We start from the raw sequence: 16,633 nt of genomic DNA, 5'->3' as shown, positions 1-16,633 counted from the left end.
TCGATGATCTTGGCAACCACGCCGGCGCCAACGGTACGGCCGCCTTCGCGAATCGCGAAGCGCAGGCCATCTTCCATGGCGATCGGAGCGATCAGGGTGACAACCATTTTCACGTTGTCGCCCGGCATTACCATCTCAACGCCTTCCGGCAGTTCGCAGTTGCCGGTTACGTCGGTGGTACGGAAGTAGAACTGCGGACGGTAGCCTTTGAAGAACGGGGTGTGACGACCACCTTCTTCTTTGGACAGCACGTAAACTTCACACTCGAACTTGGTGTGCGGCTTGATGGTGCCCGGCTTGGCCAGAACCTGGCCACGCTCTACGTCTTCACGCTTGGTGCCACGCAGCAGAACGCCAACGTTCTCACCAGCACGACCTTCGTCGAGCAGCTTGCGGAACATTTCAACGCCGGTGCAGGTAGTCTTGGTGGTCGCCTTGATGCCGACGATTTCCACTTCTTCCTGGATCTTGACGATGCCACGCTCAACACGGCCAGTTACCACGGTGCCGCGACCGGAGATCGAGAACACGTCTTCGATCGGCATCAGGAACGGCTTGTCGATGGCGCGCTCGGGCTCGGGGATGTACGAGTCCAGGGTTTCTACCAGCTTGCGCACGGCGGAAACGCCCATCTCGTTGTCGTCCTGGCCGTTCAGGGCCATCAGAGCGGAACCGATCACGATCGGAGTGTCGTCGCCCGGGAAGTCGTAGGTGTTCAGCAGATCGCGAACTTCCATTTCGACCAGTTCCAGCAGCTCAGCGTCGTCAACCATGTCGGCCTTGTTCAGGAACACGACGATGTAAGGAACGCCTACCTGACGGGACAGCAGGATGTGCTCGCGGGTCTGCGGCATGGGGCCGTCAGCAGCCGAGCAAACCAGGATCGCGCCGTCCATCTGGGCAGCACCGGTGATCATGTTCTTCACGTAGTCGGCGTGGCCCGGGCAGTCTACGTGAGCGTAGTGGCGTACCGGCGAGTCGTATTCAACGTGAGAGGTGTTGATGGTGATACCACGAGCCTTCTCTTCCGGCGCGTTGTCGATCTGGTCGAAAGCGCGAGCGGAGCCGCCCCAGGTCTCGGAGCAGACCTTGGTCAGAGCAGCGGTCAGAGTGGTTTTGCCGTGGTCAACGTGACCGATGGTGCCGACGTTTACGTGCGGCTTGTTACGCTCAAACTTTTCTTTAGCCACGAGAGTAACCTCTTACTAAAAGAGCTGAATCAAGCTTGTTTTTTGGCCAGAGCTTCGACGACGTTCGCCGGAGCTTCAGCATACTTGGAGAATTCCATGGAGTAGCTAGCGCGACCCTGGGACATGGAACGCACGTCGGTTGCATAACCGAACATCTCGCCCAGCGGAACCTCGGCACGGATAACCTTACCGGAAACCGAGTCTTCCATCCCCTGAATCAGACCACGACGACGGTTCAGGTCACCCATCACGTCACCCATGTAGTCCTCAGGAGTCACCACTTCCACCTTCATGATCGGCTCCAGAACCTTGCCGCCGCCCTTCTGGGCCAGCTGCTTGGTCGCCATGGAAGCAGCGATCTTGAACGCCATCTCGTTGGAGTCGACGTCGTGGTAGGAACCATCGAAGACGGTCGCCTTCAGGCCGATCAGCGGATAGCCGGCTACAACGCCGTTCTTCATCTGCTCTTCGATGCCTTTCTGGATGGCCGGGATGTATTCCTTCGGAACCACACCGCCCACGACTTCGTTGGTGAAGACCAGGCCTTCAGTGATGTTGCCCTTGTCGTCCACGTCCGGAGTCGAGAAACGAATCCAGCAGTGACCGAACTGACCACGACCACCGGACTGACGAACGAACTTGCCTTCGATCTCGATGTTGTCCTTCGAGATGGTTTCGCGGTACGAAACCTGCGGCTTGCCGATGTTCGCCTCAACGCCGAATTCACGCTTCATGCGGTCGACGAGGATGTCCAGGTGCAGCTCACCCATACCAGAGATGATGGTCTGGCCGGTTTCTTCGTCGGTCTTGACGCGGAACGACGGGTCTTCCTGAGCCAGCTTGCCGAGGGCGATACCCATCTTTTCCTGGTCAGCCTTGGTCTTCGGCTCAACAGCGACCGAGATTACCGGCTCCGGGAAGTCCATACGCTCGAGGATGATCGGCTTCTCGATGTCGCACAGGGTGTCACCGGTGGTGACGTCCTTCATGCCGATCAGAGCAGCGATGTCGCCAGCGCGTACTTCTTTGATCTCGTCACGCTGGTTGGCGTGCATCTGCACCATACGACCAACGCGCTCTTTCTTGCCTTTCACGGAGTTGATAACCGAGTTACCAGACTCCAGAACGCCCGAGTAGACGCGAACGAAGGTCAGAGTACCTACGAACGGGTCAGTGGCGATCTTGAATGCCAGAGCCGAGAACGGAGCATTGTCGTCAGCCGGACGCTCGTCTTTCGGAGCATCGTCGCCGTCGTCAATGTGATCCGGGTGGATACCCTGGATCGCCGGAATCTCGGTCGGAGCAGGCAGGAAGTCGATGACGGCGTCGAGAACCAGGGGCACGCCCTTGTTCTTGAACGACGAGCCGCAGACAGCCGGTACGATTTCGCAGGCGATAGTACGCAGACGCAGGCCAGCCTTGATCTCTTCGATCGACAGCTCACCCTCTTCCAGGTACTTGTTCATCAGCTCTTCGTTGGCTTCGGCAGCAGCCTCGACCATGTTGTTGCGCCACTCATTGGCCAGCTCGACCATATCGGCGGGAATTTCTTCCTCGCGATAGGAAGTGCCTTTGTCGTCTTCGTTCCAGTAGATGGCCTTCATCTTCAGCAGGTCAACCTGACCCTGGAAGTCATCTTCCGCACCGATGGCCAGCTGAACCGGGACCGGGGTGTGACCCAGACGGTTCTTGATCTGACCGACGACGCGCAGGAAGTTGGCGCCGGCGCGGTCCATCTTGTTCACGTAAACAATACGCGGAACGCCGTACTTGTTGGCTTGACGCCATACGGTTTCGGACTGCGGCTCAACGCCGGAGGTGCCGCAGAACACAACGACGGCACCGTCCAGTACGCGCAGGGAGCGCTCAACTTCAATGGTGAAGTCTACGTGGCCGGGGGTGTCGATGACGTTTACGCGGTACTTGTCGTACTGGCCGCGCGAACCTTCCCAGAAGGTCGTGATCGCAGCGGAGGTGATGGTGATACCACGCTCCTGCTCCTGCACCATCCAGTCGGTGGTAGCAGCGCCGTCGTGCACCTCACCCATCTTGTGGCTGAGACCTGTGTAGAACAGGATCCGCTCGGTAGTGGTGGTCTTGCCCGCGTCAACGTGGGCACAGATACCAATGTTCCGGTAGCGGTTGATTGCTGTGTTACGAGCCATAAAGCCCTCGCAGAAGTGTTGTTGCCGTAATTAGAAGCGGTAGTGCGAGAACGCTTTGTTGGCCTCGGCCATACGGTGCACGTCTTCGCGCTTCTTGACGGCAGCGCCTTTGCCTTCAGCGGCATCCAGCAGCTCGCCAGCCAGACGCAGCGCCATGGACTTCTCGCCACGCTTGCGGGCGAAGTCCACCAGCCAACGCATGGCCAGTGCATTACGACGGGACGGACGTACTTCGACCGGAACCTGGTAGGTAGCACCGCCGACACGGCGGGACTTCACTTCGACCAGCGGAGCGATGGCGTCGAGTGCTTTTTCGAAGAGTTCCAGGGGGTCGCCTTTACCGCGCTCTTTGACCTTGTCCAGAGCACCGTAAACGATACGCTCGGCAACGGCTTTCTTGCCGCTTTCCATCACGTGGTTCATGAACTTCGCCAGAATCTGGCTTCCGTATTTCGGATCGGCCAGGATCTCACGTTTGGCCGCTACACGACGTCTTGGCATTGATAAGCCCTCAAACGGTCTTCAGGTAATCCGGGACTCGATGCCCGACCTTACTCTTATCGACTCAGCAAATAGGAAAACAAAATTACTTCGGACGCTTCGCGCCGTACTTCGAACGACCCTGCTTACGGTCTTTGACACCGGAGGTGTCCAGCGAACCGCGCACGGTGTGGTAGCGAACACCCGGAAGGTCTTTTACACGACCGCCACGGATCAGCACTACGCTGTGCTCTTGCAGGTTGTGACCTTCACCGCCGATGTACGAGGAAACCTCGAAACCGTTGGTCAGACGAACGCGGCACACTTTACGCAGTGCGGAGTTCGGCTTCTTCGGGGTGGTGGTGTATACGCGGGTGCATACGCCGCGACGCTGAGGGCAGTTCTGCAGGGCAGGAACGCCGCTCTTGTCTACCAGGCGCTTGCGCGGCTTGCGCACCAGCTGGTTGATAGTTGCCATCTATAGCTCCACTGATTGTCTTACGACACTTAAAAACGAAAATGGGCAGAGCATGCGCCCTGCCAATTTTCGGGGTACAAGATACTAAAGAGCTTACGGATTCCAGTCAAGACAAAGCCCCGGTTGTCAAGACAACCGGGGCTTTGTTTGAGGCTTAGTTACCGCTCAGATTGAGCGCTTCGGCCAGTGCTGCTTCGGCCTCGCTCGCGCTGACGCGCTGCGGTTTGCCGAGCTCGCGCTGACGCTTGCGCTCGCTGTGGTAAGCCAGACCGGTACCCGCCGGGATCAGACGACCCACGACCACGTTTTCCTTCAGGCCACGCAGGTAGTCGCGCTTGCCGGTGACCGCCGCCTCGGTGAGGACGCGAGTGGTCTCCTGGAAGGATGCCGCCGAGATGAACGACTCGGTGGACAGCGAGGCCTTGGTGATACCCAGCAGGACGCGCTCGTACTTGGCCGGGAACTTGTCCTGGGTACCCAGTACTTCGTTCTCTTCCAGCACGTGAACCAGTTCGACCTGGTCGCCCTTGATGAAGGACGAATCGCCCGACTCGGCCACTTCGACCTTGCGCAGCATCTGACGCAGAATGGTCTCGATGTGCTTGTCGTTGATCTTCACGCCCTGCAGACGGTAGACGTCCTGGATCTCGTTGACGATGTACTTGGCCAGCGAGCTCACACCCAGCAGACGGAGGATGTCGTGCGGGTTGCTCGGGCCGTCGGAGATCACTTCGCCGCGGCTTACCTGTTCACCTTCGAACACGTTCAGGTGACGCCACTTCGGAATCAGCTCCTCGTACGGATCGCTACCGTCGGTGGGAGTGATGACCAGGCGGCGCTTGCCCTTGGTTTCCTTGCCGAAGGAAATGGTGCCGCTGATTTCCGCCAGGATCGAAGGCTCTTTCGGACGACGAGCTTCGAACAGGTCGGCAACGCGCGGCAGACCACCGGTGATGTCGCGGGTCTTCGAGGTTTCCTGCGGGATACGCGCGATAACGTCACCGATGCGCACTTTCGCGCCGTCGTTGAGGTTGACCAGGGCGTTCGCCGGCAGGAAGTACTGGGCCGGTACGTCGGTACCCGGCAGCAGCAGATCCTTGCCTGCGGCATCGATCAGCTTCACGGCCGGACGGATGTCCTTGCCGGCAGCCGGACGATCCTTCGGATCCATCACTTCAATGTTGGTCAGACCGGTCAGTTCGTCGGTCTGGCGCTTGATGGTGATGCCCTCTTCCATGCCCACGAAGGCCACGGTGCCGTCCATCTCGGTGACGATCGGGTGGGTGTGCGGGTCCCACTTGGCGACGATAGCGCCCGGATCGACCTTGTCACCTTCCTTCACGGAAATCACCGCACCGTACGGCAGCTTGTAGCGCTCGCGCTCACGACCGAAGTCGTCGGCGACCGCCAGCTCACCGGAACGGGAAACCGCTACCAGGGCGCCGTCGGCACGCTCTACGTGCTTCAGGTTGTGCAGGCGAATGGTGCCGCCGTTCTTGACCTGTACGTTGTCCACGGCGGAAGTACGGCTGGCCGCACCACCGATGTGGAAGGTACGCATGGTCAGCTGGGTGCCCGGCTCACCGATCGACTGGGCAGCGATAACGCCGACAGCCTCACCGATGTTCACACGGTGACCACGGGCCAGATCGCGGCCGTAGCACATGGCGCAGATGCCGTGGCGGGTTTCGCAGGTGATCGGCGAACGCACAACGACTTCGTCGACGCTCATCTGCTCGAGGAAATCGACCCACTTCTCGTCGATCAGGGTGCCGGCTTCAACGATCACGTCGTCGCTGCCCGGCTTGAACACGTCGCGAGCGATCACGCGGCCGAGTACACGCTCACCCAGCGGCTCTACCACGTCACCGCCTTCGATGTGCGGGGACATGACCAGGCCATGCTCGGTGCCGCAATCGATCTCGGTCACGACCAGGTCCTGGGCCACGTCGACGAGACGACGGGTCAGGTAACCGGAGTTCGCGGTCTTCAGTGCGGTATCCGCCAGACCTTTACGAGCACCGTGAGTGGAGATGAAGTACTGGAGTACGTTCAGGCCTTCACGGAAGTTCGCGGTGATCGGGGTCTCGATGATGGAGCCGTCCGGCTTGGCCATCAGGCCGCGCATACCGGCCAGCTGACGGATCTGGGCCGCGGAACCCCGCGCACCGGAGTCCGCCATCATGTACATGGAGTTGAAGGACTCCTGGTCGACCTGCTTGCCCTCGCGATCGGTCACCTTCTCTTTCGAGAGGTTGGCCATCATCGCCTTGGACACTTCGTCGTTGGCCTTGGACCAGAGGTCGATCACCTTGTTGTACTTCTCGCCCTGGGTTACCAGGCCGGAGGCGTACTGGCTCTCGATCTCCTTCACTTCCTCGGTGGCGGCATCGATGATGCGAGCCTTTTCGTCCGGGATGACGAAGTCGTTCACGCCGATCGACACACCGGAGATGGTCGAGTAGGCGAAGCCGGTGTACATCAACTGGTCAGCGAAGATGACGGTGTCCTTCAGACCCACCACGCGGTAGCAATGGTTGATCAGCTTGGAGATCGCCTTCTTCTTCATCGACTGGTTGACCACGTCGAAGGGCAGGCCGGCCGGGACAACCTGGAACAGCAGCGCACGGCCGACGGTGGAGTCGACGATACGGGTGTTGGCGGTCAGGGAGCCGTCTTCGTTCTTGATCTTCTCATTGATGCGCACTTTTACGCGGGCGTGCAGGGACACCTGGCCGCTGCGGTACGCGCGGTCAACTTCCTGCAGGTCTGCGAAAGCCATGCCCTCGCCCTTCGCGTTGATCGCTTCACGGGTCATGTAGTACAGACCCATTACCACGTCCTGCGACGGAACGATGATCGGCTCGCCGTTGGCGGGCGACAGAATGTTGTTGGTGGACATCATCAGCGCGCGCGCTTCCAGCTGAGCCTCGAGGGTCAGCGGAACGTGCACGGCCATCTGGTCACCGTCGAAGTCGGCGTTGTACGCGGCGCAGACCAGCGGGTGCAGCTGGATGGCTTTACCTTCGATCAGTACCGGCTCGAATGCCTGGATGCCCAGACGGTGCAGGGTCGGCGCACGGTTCAGCAGTACGGGGTGTTCGCGGATGACTTCAGCGAGAACGTCCCACACTTCCGGCAGTTCGCGCTCGACCATCTTCTTGGCGGCTTTGATGGTGGTGGCCATGCCACGACCTTCCAGCTTGCCGAAAATGAACGGCTTGAACAGCTCCAGGGCCATTTTCTTCGGCAGACCGCACTGGTGCAGACGCAGGGTCGGACCTACGGTAATTACCGAACGACCGGAGTAGTCCACGCGCTTGCCGAGCAGGTTCTGACGGAAGCGACCTTGCTTGCCCTTGATCATGTCGGCCAGGGACTTCAGCGGGCGCTTGTTCGAGCCGGTGATGGCACGGCCGCGACGGCCGTTGTCCAGCAGGGCGTCGACGGCTTCCTGCAGCATGCGCTTTTCGTTGCGCACGATAATGTCCGGAGCAGCCAGATCGAGCAGGCGCTTCAGACGGTTGTTACGGTTGATCACGCGGCGATACAGATCGTTCAGATCCGAAGTCGCGAAGCGGCCGCCATCCAGCGGAACCAGCGGACGCAGGTCCGGCGGCAGCACCGGCAGGACGGTCAGCACCATCCACTCGGGATGGTTGCCGGAGCCCTGGAAGGCTTCCATCAGCTTCAGGCGCTTGGACAGCTTCTTGATCTTGGTTTCCGAGTTGGTCTGCGGAATCTCTTCGCGCAGGCGGCCGATCTCGTGCTCCAGATCGATAGCGTTGAGCAGCTCGCGAACGGCCTCCGCACCCATGCGGGCGTCGAAGTCGTCACCAAACTCTTCGAGGGCTTCGAAGTATTGCTCGTCGTTCAGCAGCTGACCCTTCTCGAGGGTGGTCATGCCCGGATCGATCACGACATAGCTCTCGAAATAGAGCACGCGCTCGATGTCACGCAGGGTCATGTCCAGCAGCAGGCCGATACGGGACGGCAGGGACTTCAGGAACCAGATGTGGGCGACCGGCGAGGCCAGCTCGATGTGGCCCATGCGCTCACGGCGCACCTTGGCCAAAGCGACTTCCACGCCGCACTTCTCGCAGATCACACCACGGTGTTTCAGGCGCTTGTACTTACCGCACAGGCACTCGTAGTCCTTCACCGGGCCGAAGATCTTGGCGCAGAACAGGCCATCGCGCTCCGGCTTGAAGGTACGGTAGTTGATGGTCTCCGGCTTCTTGACTTCGCCGAAGGACCAGGAACGAATCATCTCGGGCGAGGCCAGGCCAATACGGATGGCATCGAACTCTTCGATCTGACCCTGGTTTTTCAACAGATTAAGCAAGTCTTTCAAGGCCTTTCCTCCTCACGGACCCGGTGCGACCGGCCTTGACCAGCCGCACCGTTCTGACGTCACGTGTTATTCGGTTTCCAGTTCGATATCGATGCCGAGCGAGCGGATCTCTTTGATCAACACGTTGAAGGACTCGGGCATGCCGGCCTCCATGCGGTGATCCCCGTCCACGATGTTCTTGTACATCTTGGTACGGCCGTTCACGTCGTCCGACTTCACGGTCAGCATTTCCTGCAGGGTGTAGGCGGCACCGTAGGCTTCCAGCGCCCAGACCTCCATCTCCCCGAAACGCTGGCCACCGAACTGCGCCTTACCACCCAGCGGCTGCTGGGTAACCAGGCTGTAGGAGCCGGTGGAACGTGCGTGCATCTTGTCATCGACCAGGTGGTTCAGCTTGAGCATGTACATGTAACCAACGGTGGTCGTACGCTCGAACTGGTTGCCGGTGCGGCCGTCATACAGGCGCATCTGACCGCTTTCCGGCAGATCGGCCAGCTTCAGCATGGCCTTGATCTCGCGCTCCTTGGCACCGTCGAATACCGGGGTAGCCATGGGCACGCCGCCCTTGAGGTTGTTGGCCAGAGCGAGGATCTCGTTATCGTTCAGCTCGTCCAGGCTCTCCTGGCGGCCGCCGATCTCGTTGTAGATCTCGTTCAGGAACACACGCAGCTCGGCGATCTTGCGCTGCTCTTCGAGCATGCGGTTGATCTTCTCGCCCAGGCCCTTGGCCGCGAGGCCCAGGTGGGTTTCGAGGATCTGGCCGACGTTCATACGCGACGGTACGCCCAGCGGGTTCAGAACGATGTCGACCGGAGTGCCATGCACGTCGTGCGGCATGTCTTCGACCGGCATGATCACCGAGACCACACCCTTGTTACCGTGGCGGCCTGCCATCTTGTCGCCCGGCTGGATGCGGCGCTTGATAGCGAGGTAGACCTTGACGATCTTCAGTACGCCCGGAGCCAGGTCATCGCCCTGCTGCAGCTTGCGCTTCTTGTCTTCGAACTTGTCGTCCAGCATCTGACGGCGGTCGCTGATGTAGGCCTGAGCCTTCTCCAGCTGCTCGTTCAGAGCGTCTTCTGCCATACGCAGCTTGAACCACTGGCCGCGCTCAAGGCCGTCCAGGTACTCGTCGGTGATCTCTGCGCCTTTCTTCAGGGCAGGACCGCCGTCGGCCTTGGCACCGACCAGAGCGGAACGCAGACGCTCGAAGGTTGCGCCTTCGACGATGCGGAACTCTTCGTTCAGGTCCTTGCGGATCTCGTCCAGCTGCATCTTCTCGATGGACAGGGCACGGCTGTCGCGCTCCACGCCATCGCGGGTGAAGACCTGTACGTCGATGACGGTGCCCTTGGTGCCAGTCGGCACGCGCAGGGAGGTGTCCTTCACGTCGGACGCCTTCTCACCGAAGATCGCACGCAGCAGCTTCTCTTCCGGAGTCAGCTGGGTCTCGCCCTTCGGGGTGACCTTGCCGACCAGGATGTCGCCAGCCTGTACTTCAGCGCCGACGTAGACGATGCCAGCCTCGTCCAGCTTGTTCAGCGCAGCCTCACCCACGTTCGGGATGTCCGCGGTGATCTCTTCTGGGCCGAGCTTGGTGTCACGGGCAACGCAGGTCAGTTCCTGGATGTGGATCGTGGTGAAACGATCTTCCTGGACCACGCGCTCGGACAGGCAGATGGAGTCTTCGAAGTTGAAGCCGTTCCAGGGCATGAACGCTACGCGCATGTTCTGACCCAGAGCCAGTTCACCCATGTCGGTGGACGGACCGTCGGCCAGGATGTCGCTGCGCGAAACCTGATCACCCTTCTGCACCAGCGGACGCTGGTTGATGCAGGTGTTCTGGTTGGAACGGGTGTATTTGGTCAGGTTGTAGATGTCGACACCGGCTTCGCCAGTCTCGACTTCGTCGTCGTTCACACGAACCACGATACGGCTGGCATCGACCGAGTCGATCACACCGCCGCGACGTGCAACCACGCAGACACCGGAGTCACGGGCGACGTTGCGCTCCATGCCAGTACCCACCAGCGGCTTGTCGGCGCGCAGGGTCGGTACAGCCTGACGCTGCATGTTCGAACCCATGAGCGCACGGTTGGCGTCGTCGTGCTCGAGGAACGGAATCAGCGAGGCAGCAACGGAAACGACCTGCTTCGGCGATACGTCCATGAGGGTGACGTCTTCCGGCGCCTTCACGGTGAATTCGTTCAGGTGACGTACGGCAACCAGTTCGTCGATCAGCTGGCCTTTTTCGTTCAGGGTCGCAGACGCCTGAGCGATGACGTGGTCAGCTTCTTCGATCGCGGACAGGAAGACGATGTCGTCGCTGACCAGACCTTCCTTCACCACGCGGTACGGGCTTTCCAGGAAGCCGTATTTGTTGGTGCGGGCGTAGGTAGCCAGGGAGTTGATCAGACCGATGTTCGGACCTTCAGGGGTTTCGATCGGGCACACGCGGCCGTAGTGGGTCGGGTGTACGTCACGAACCTCGAAGCCCGCGCGCTCACGGGTCAGACCACCTGGGCCGAGTGCGGAGACGCGGCGCTTGTGGGTGATCTCGGAGAGCGGGTTGTTCTGGTCCATGAACTGCGACAGCTGGCTGGAGCCGAAGAACTCCTTGATCGCGGCAGCCACTGGCTTGGCGTTGATCAGGTCCTGCGGCATCAGGCCTTCGCTTTCGGCCATCGACAGACGCTCCTTGACCGCGCGCTCTACACGCACCAGGCCAACGCGGAACTGGTTCTCGGCCATCTCACCAACGCAACGAACGCGACGGTTGCCCAGGTGGTCGATGTCGTCGACGATGCCTTTGCCGTTACGGATGGCAACGAGGGTCTTGAGGACCTCGACGATGTCTTCCTTGCTCAGGACGCCAGCGCCTTCGATCTCGGTACGACCGATACGGCGGTTGAACTTCATGCGGCCAACGGCGGACAGGTCGTAACGCTCGGCGCTGAAGAACAGGTTGCCGAACAGCGTCTCGGCGGCTTCCTTGGTCGGCGGCTCACCGGGACGCATCATGCGATAGATCTCGACCAGCGCTTCCAGTTGGTTGCTGGTGGAGTCGATCTTCAGCGTGTCGGAGATGAACGGACCGCAGTCGATGTCGTTGGTGTACAGGGTTTCCAGGCGAGCAACCTGGGCCTTGGCAATCTTGGCCAGGGCATCGACGGTCAGCTCGGTGTTGCACTCGGCGATGATCTCGCCGGTAGCCGGGTGCACGACAGCCTTGGCTACGGTACGGCCAATCAGGTAGTCGAACGGCACTTCCAGCTGGGTGATGCCAGCCTTCTCGAGCTGGTTGATGTGGCGCGCAGTGATACGGCGGCCCGCTTCGACGATGACCTTGCCGGCAGCATCCTTGATATCGAAGCTGGCGATCTCGCCACGCAGACGCGACGGCACCAGCTCCAGATTCAGGGTCTCGCCCTTGATCTCGTAGACGTTGGTGTCATAGAACGCGTTGAGGATTTCCTCGGTGCTGTAGTTCAGCGCGCGCAGCAGGACGGAAGCCGGCAGCTTGCGGCGACGGTCGATACGCACGAACACGCAATCCTTCGGGTCGAACTCGAAGTCGAGCCAGGAACCGCGGTAAGGAATGATGCGAGCGGAGTACAGCAGCTTGCCGGAGCTGTGGGTCTTGCCACGGTCGTGGTCGAAGAACACACCCGGGGAACGGTGCAACTGGGAAACAATGACGCGCTCGGTACCGTTGATGATGAAGGTACCGTTCTCGGTCATCAGGGGGATTTCCCCCATATAGACTTCTTGTTCCTTGATGTCCTTGATCGCTTTGTTCGACGATTCCTTGTCGAAAATGATCAGGCGCACTTTCACACGCAGCGGGACCGCGAAGGTCACACCGCGCAGCACGCATTCCTTGACATCAAAGGCCGGCTCGCCCAGACGGTAGCCGACGTATTCCAGGGCAGCATTGCCGGAATAGCTGATAATCGGGAAAACGGACTTGAAGGCCGCATGCAGGCCGATGTCTCGAACCTGGTCCTTGCTCGCGCCGGCCTGCAGGAATTCGCGATAGGAATCCAGCTGGATGGCCAGCAAATACGGCACATCCATGACGTCCGGCAACTTGCTAAAGTCCTTGCGGATACGTTTTTTCTCAGTGTATGAGTAAGCCATCAGCGTTCCCCAGCTTGGTCACCTGCTTGTTTGGCCTCTCCCGCACAGGGGAGCAGCCCAAAAATCGTGCAAACCCTAGGTTTGCGCCGCCACTCGTGGCGGGATTTTCACGTTATGGGGGGCACCTACGGCACCCCACCCATAACGGAAAAAGGCCGGTGGCAATTGCCACCAGCCATCAGCCTGTCGCTTAACGCTCGGGCTGTCGACGCAAGGTACGAACTTACTTGAGCTCGACCTTGGCGCCTGCTTCTTCCAGGGCTTTCTTGGCAGCTTCGGCTTCTTCTTTCGAAGCGCCTTCCTTGACCACGCCCGGGGCGCCGTCAACGACAGCCTTGGCTTCTTTCAGGCCCAGACCGGTCAGTTCACGAACGACCTTGATCACGTTCACTTTCTTGTCGCCAGCTTCGGCCAGAACGATGGTGAACTCGGTTTGCTCTTCAGCAGCGGCAGCAGCCGGGCCGGCAGCAGCAACGGTAGCGGCAGCAGCGGTAACGCCGAACTTCTCTTCCATCGCCTTGATCAGTTCAACGATCTGCATGACGGACATTTCGGATACGGCGGAGATGATGTCTTCGTTGGTCAGAGCCATGACTCTAATTCCTGTATTGGGTGACGGCCTAAGGCCATCGAATTAAACAAAAAAGGTTGAAAGGAGATGCCGAGCCTTAGGCTGCGGTAGCTTCTTTCTGATCGCGAATTGCCGCCAGAGTACGAGCCAGCTTGCTGGTAGCGCCTTGGATCACGCTCATCAGCTGTGCAACAGCTTCGTTGTAGGTCGGCAGGGTCGCCAGCACGTCGATCTGATTGGCTGCGAGGAACTGACCCTCGAACGCGGCCGCCTTGATCTCGAACTTGTCCTGACCCTTGGCAAACTCCTTGAAGATACGAGCAGCAGCGCCCGGATGTTCGTTGGAGAAAGCAATCAGGGTCGGGCCCTTGAACGTGTCGTTGAGCACTTCAAACTGAGTGCCTTCAACGGCGCGCTTGAGCAGGGTGTTACGTACGACTTTCACGTACACACCAGCTGCGCGGGCCTCTTTACGGAGTCCGGTCATAGCGCCGACAGTCACGCCGCGTGCATCAACCACGACAGCGGACAGACCGGCTTTGGCAGCCTCGTTGACTTCAGCGACGATGGCCTTCTTGTCTTCGAGTTTAATTGCCACGGGTTTACTCCTGGATGTTACCGATTCGTCCAGCCGGAGCCGGACGGCGTTTTGGTGTCTGATTCGGTAAACGAATCGGGAGCACCATCTGCGTAGGCTTGAGGTTTAAGGCTTGCGCCGCCTACGGTCTTGGATAGCCCCCGCCAGGCAGGGACCCCAATACCTGCGGACAATGGGCGAACCCACTGTCCGACTTAGTTCATCAGCCTTCCAGCGAAGCCTGATCGATCTGCAGACCCGGGCCCATGGTGGTGCTCAGGGTTACGCGCTGAACGTACACGCCCTTCGAAGAGGACGGCTTCAGACGCTTCAGATCGCTCAGCAGCGCTTCCACGTTCTGCTTCAGCTTGACCGGCTCGAAGTCGATCTTGCCAACGGAAGCATGGATGATGCCGTTCTTGTCGGTACGGAAACGTACCTGACCGGCTTTGGCGTTCTTGACGGCGGTAGCGACGTCCGGAGTCACGGTGCCGACTTTCGGGTTCGGCATCAGACCGCGAGGGCCCAGTACCTGACCCAGCTGGCCAACAACACGCATGGCGTCCGGGGAAGCGATGACGACGTCGTAGTTCAGGTCGCCGGCTTTCATTTCGGCAGCCAGTTCGTCCATGCCAACCTTGTCTGCACCAGCAGCCAGGGCAGCTTCAACACCAGGACCCTGGGTGAAGACAGCAACGCGTACGGATTTGCCGGTGCCGTTCGGCAGAACGGTGGCACCACGTACGACCTGGTCGGATTTACGCGGATCAACGCCCAGATTGATGGCGATGTCCACGGACTCCTTGAACTTGATGGTCGACAGCTCGGCCAGCAGCTTGGCGGCATCTTCGAAGCCGTATTGCTTGCCCGCTTCGATCTTCTCGGCGATAGCCTTTTGACGCTTGGTCAGCTTAGCCATTACACACCCTCCACGTTCAGGCCCATGCTGCGCGCGGAGCCAGCAATGGTGCGTACGGCAGCGTCCAGGTCAGCAGCGGTCAGGTCAGCCTGCTTGGCCTTGGCGATCTCTTCCAGCTGAGCACGGGTAACAGTGCCGACTTTCTGAGAGTTCGGACGAGCGGAACCGCTGGTGATGCCAGCTGCTTTTTTCAGCAGGACGGCAGCGGGGGTGCTCTTGGTTTCGAAGGTGAAGCTACGGTCGCTGTAAACGGTGATGATCACAGGAGTCGGCAGACCCGGCTCTTGGCCTTGGGTCTTGGCGTTGAACGCCTTGCAGAATTCCATGATGTTCACGCCGTGCTGACCCAGGGCCGGGCCGACAGGCGGCGACGGGTTGGCCTGGCCGGCCTTAACTTGCAGCTTGATGTAAGCCGTGATTTTCTTAGCCATTTGCTACTCCAAATGCGGGTCAAGCGCCCTGTCGGGCTCCCCGGTTGCTTTCGCGTTTTATCCCAAGGACGACAAAACCCCGCAGCCTAGGGCTGCGGGGTGTGGGATTCAGTGTGCCAGTTAAACTTTCTCTACCTGGCTGAACTCCAGCTCTACCGGAGTAGAGCGACCGAAAATGAGCACGGCGACCTGGATGCGGCTCTTTTCGTAGTTAACTTCTTCGACGACACCGTTGAAGTCAGCAAACGGACCATCGATGACACGAACAGTCTCGCCCGGCTCGAACAGAGTCTTCGGTTTCGGCTTGTCGCCGCTATCGGCAACACGACGCAGAATGGCATCGGCCTCCTTGTCGGTGATCGGCGCCGGCTTGTCGGCAGTACCACCAATGAAGCCCATGACACGAGGAGTGTCCTTGACCAGGTGCCAAGTACCCTCATTCATTTCCATCTGCACCAGGACATAGCCCGGGAAGAATTTGCGCTCACTCTTGCGCTTCTGGCCGTTCCGCATCTCCACGACTTCTTCGGTGGGGACGAGAATCTCACCAAACCCATCTTCCATGCCGGCCAGTTTGACCCGCTCGATCAGCGAGCGCATGACATGCTTCTCGTAACCCGAGTAGGCATGCACAACGTACCAACGCTTAGCCACGGAACACCCTTAACCTACGATCATGGAAACCAGCCAACCCAGCAGGGAGTCGAGCCCCCAAAGCACCAGCGCCATTACCAGCACTACTGCCACTACGATCAGCGTGGTCTGAGTTGTCTCTTGACGAGACGGCCATACAACCTTGCGAATCTCGGCGCGAGCTTCTTTAGCCAAAGTAAAGAACGCACGCCCCTTGACGGTTTGCAGCGCAATAAAACCTGCAACAGCCGCCATCACGAGAATACCGAGAACGCGATAGAAGATCGGTTGCGCGGAGTAATACTGGTTGGCAACCACAGCCACCACCACCAGCACTGCAACCACAAGCCACTTCAAGAGATCAAGACGCGACTCTTTGGCTTCTACCTTCGCATTCATCTGCTAGGAATCCCGTTTAAAGAAGTGCCAGATTTTGAGAAATCTGGCAGGCCAGGAGGGAATCGAACCCCCAACCTGCGGTTTTGGAGACCGCCGCTCTGCCAATTGAGCTACTGGCCTAGAACAAAGTCAGGCCGACCATTATGCCGGCCTGAGAGGGAAAGATCAATCGATTATTCGATGATCTTGGCAACCACGCCGGCGCCAACGGTACGGCCGCCTTCGCGAATCGCGAAGCGCAGGCCATCTTCCATGGCGATCGGAGCGATCAGGGTGACAACCATTTTCACGTTGTC

At 59.6% G+C, this 16,633-nt stretch carries 13 protein-coding genes and 1 tRNA gene; all 14 read right to left on the bottom strand.

All coding sequences use genetic code 11. The features are described from left to right. Positions 1-1,190, bottom strand: a 1,190-nt coding sequence (gene tuf / locus FAS41_RS29360; protein ID WP_138526796.1) for an elongation factor Tu, incomplete at its 3' end; no start/stop codon positions are given. 29 nt (positions 1,191-1,219) lie between these two features. Continuing rightward, a complete protein-coding gene (gene fusA / locus FAS41_RS29355) occupies positions 1,220-3,355 on the bottom strand; it encodes an elongation factor G (protein ID WP_138526795.1) in 2,136 nt (711 codons plus the stop codon). A gap of 30 nt (positions 3,356-3,385) precedes the next feature. Further along, entirely contained in the window at positions 3,386-3,856 is a 471-nt protein-coding gene (rpsG, locus tag FAS41_RS29350; protein WP_138526794.1) for a 30S ribosomal protein S7, read from the bottom strand. Between the two features lie 85 nt (positions 3,857-3,941). Further along, positions 3,942-4,313, bottom strand: a complete 372-nt coding sequence (gene rpsL / locus FAS41_RS29345) for a 30S ribosomal protein S12 (RefSeq protein WP_015475317.1) — start codon at positions 4,311-4,313, stop codon at positions 3,942-3,944. A 154-nt stretch (positions 4,314-4,467) separates the two neighbouring features. Next, positions 4,468-8,667 (bottom strand): DNA-directed RNA polymerase subunit beta', encoded by a 4,200-nt coding sequence (gene rpoC, locus FAS41_RS29340; RefSeq protein WP_138526793.1) that lies wholly within the window; start codon positions 8,665-8,667, stop codon positions 4,468-4,470. Positions 8,668-8,733: 66 nt separating this feature from the next. Then, the gene (gene rpoB / locus FAS41_RS29335) at positions 8,734-12,807 is read right to left on the bottom strand and encodes a DNA-directed RNA polymerase subunit beta (RefSeq protein ID WP_138526792.1); all 4,074 of its coding nucleotides are present in this window, start codon (positions 12,805-12,807) and stop codon (positions 8,734-8,736) included. A gap of 223 nt (positions 12,808-13,030) precedes the next feature. Further along, positions 13,031-13,399, bottom strand: coding sequence for a 50S ribosomal protein L7/L12 (rplL, locus tag FAS41_RS29330; protein ID WP_017516430.1), 369 nt, complete (start codon positions 13,397-13,399; stop codon positions 13,031-13,033). A gap of 76 nt (positions 13,400-13,475) precedes the next feature. After that, the gene (gene rplJ, locus FAS41_RS29325; protein WP_017516429.1) at positions 13,476-13,976 is read right to left on the bottom strand and encodes a 50S ribosomal protein L10; all 501 of its coding nucleotides are present in this window, start codon (positions 13,974-13,976) and stop codon (positions 13,476-13,478) included. A 202-nt stretch (positions 13,977-14,178) separates the two neighbouring features. Then, entirely contained in the window at positions 14,179-14,874 is a 696-nt protein-coding gene (rplA, locus tag FAS41_RS29320; protein WP_015475312.1) for a 50S ribosomal protein L1, read from the bottom strand. Continuing rightward, positions 14,874-15,305 carry a 50S ribosomal protein L11 gene (gene rplK / locus FAS41_RS29315; RefSeq protein ID WP_024767122.1) on the bottom strand — a complete coding sequence of 144 codons (432 nt, stop codon included), beginning with the start codon at positions 15,303-15,305 and terminating at the stop codon, positions 14,874-14,876. Before rplK ends, rplA begins: the two co-directional genes overlap by 1 nt. 120 nt (positions 15,306-15,425) lie before the next feature. After that, positions 15,426-15,959 (bottom strand): transcription termination/antitermination protein NusG, encoded by a 534-nt coding sequence (gene nusG / locus FAS41_RS29310; RefSeq protein WP_015475310.1) that lies wholly within the window; start codon positions 15,957-15,959, stop codon positions 15,426-15,428. 9 nt (positions 15,960-15,968) lie between these two features. Beyond that, complete coding sequence (secE, locus tag FAS41_RS29305; protein ID WP_088421640.1) at positions 15,969-16,337, bottom strand: preprotein translocase subunit SecE; 369 nt, start codon at positions 16,335-16,337, stop codon at positions 15,969-15,971. Between the two features lie 44 nt (positions 16,338-16,381). Then, positions 16,382-16,457: transfer RNA gene (locus tag FAS41_RS29300), tRNA-Trp, on the bottom strand. Positions 16,458-16,510: 53 nt separating this feature from the next. Next, positions 16,511-16,633: EF-Tu C-terminal domain-related protein (locus FAS41_RS29295; RefSeq protein ID WP_484297935.1), on the bottom strand; the 123-nt coding region annotated here is incomplete at its 5' end.

Source organism: Pseudomonas nicosulfuronedens (genome assembly GCF_005877905.1).
Classification (GTDB): Bacteria; Pseudomonadota; Gammaproteobacteria; order Pseudomonadales; family Pseudomonadaceae; genus Pseudomonas; species Pseudomonas nicosulfuronedens.
Note: the sequence above shows the minus strand (reverse complement) of the source record. Positions and strands in the feature narration are given on the sequence as shown.

Excerpts from the sequence above, each read along its gene's own strand:
- rpsG (WP_138526794.1), bottom strand. The coding sequence starts at position 3,856 with ATGCCAAGACGTCGTGTAGCGGCCAAACGTGAGATCCTGGCCGATCCG.
- rplA (WP_015475312.1), bottom strand. The coding sequence starts at position 14,874 with ATGGCTAAGCTGACCAAGCGTCAAAAGGCTATCGCCGAGAAGATCGAA.
- secE (WP_088421640.1), bottom strand. The coding sequence starts at position 16,337 with ATGAATGCGAAGGTAGAAGCCAAAGAGTCGCGTCTTGATCTCTTGAAG.
- rpsL (WP_015475317.1), bottom strand. The coding sequence starts at position 4,313 with ATGGCAACTATCAACCAGCTGGTGCGCAAGCCGCGCAAGCGCCTGGTA.
- rpoB (WP_138526792.1), bottom strand. The coding sequence starts at position 12,807 with ATGGCTTACTCATACACTGAGAAAAAACGTATCCGCAAGGACTTTAGC.
- rplK (WP_024767122.1), bottom strand. The coding sequence starts at position 15,305 with ATGGCTAAGAAAATCACGGCTTACATCAAGCTGCAAGTTAAGGCCGGC.
- rplL (WP_017516430.1), bottom strand. The coding sequence starts at position 13,399 with ATGGCTCTGACCAACGAAGACATCATCTCCGCCGTATCCGAAATGTCC.
- fusA (WP_138526795.1), bottom strand. The coding sequence starts at position 3,355 with ATGGCTCGTAACACAGCAATCAACCGCTACCGGAACATTGGTATCTGT.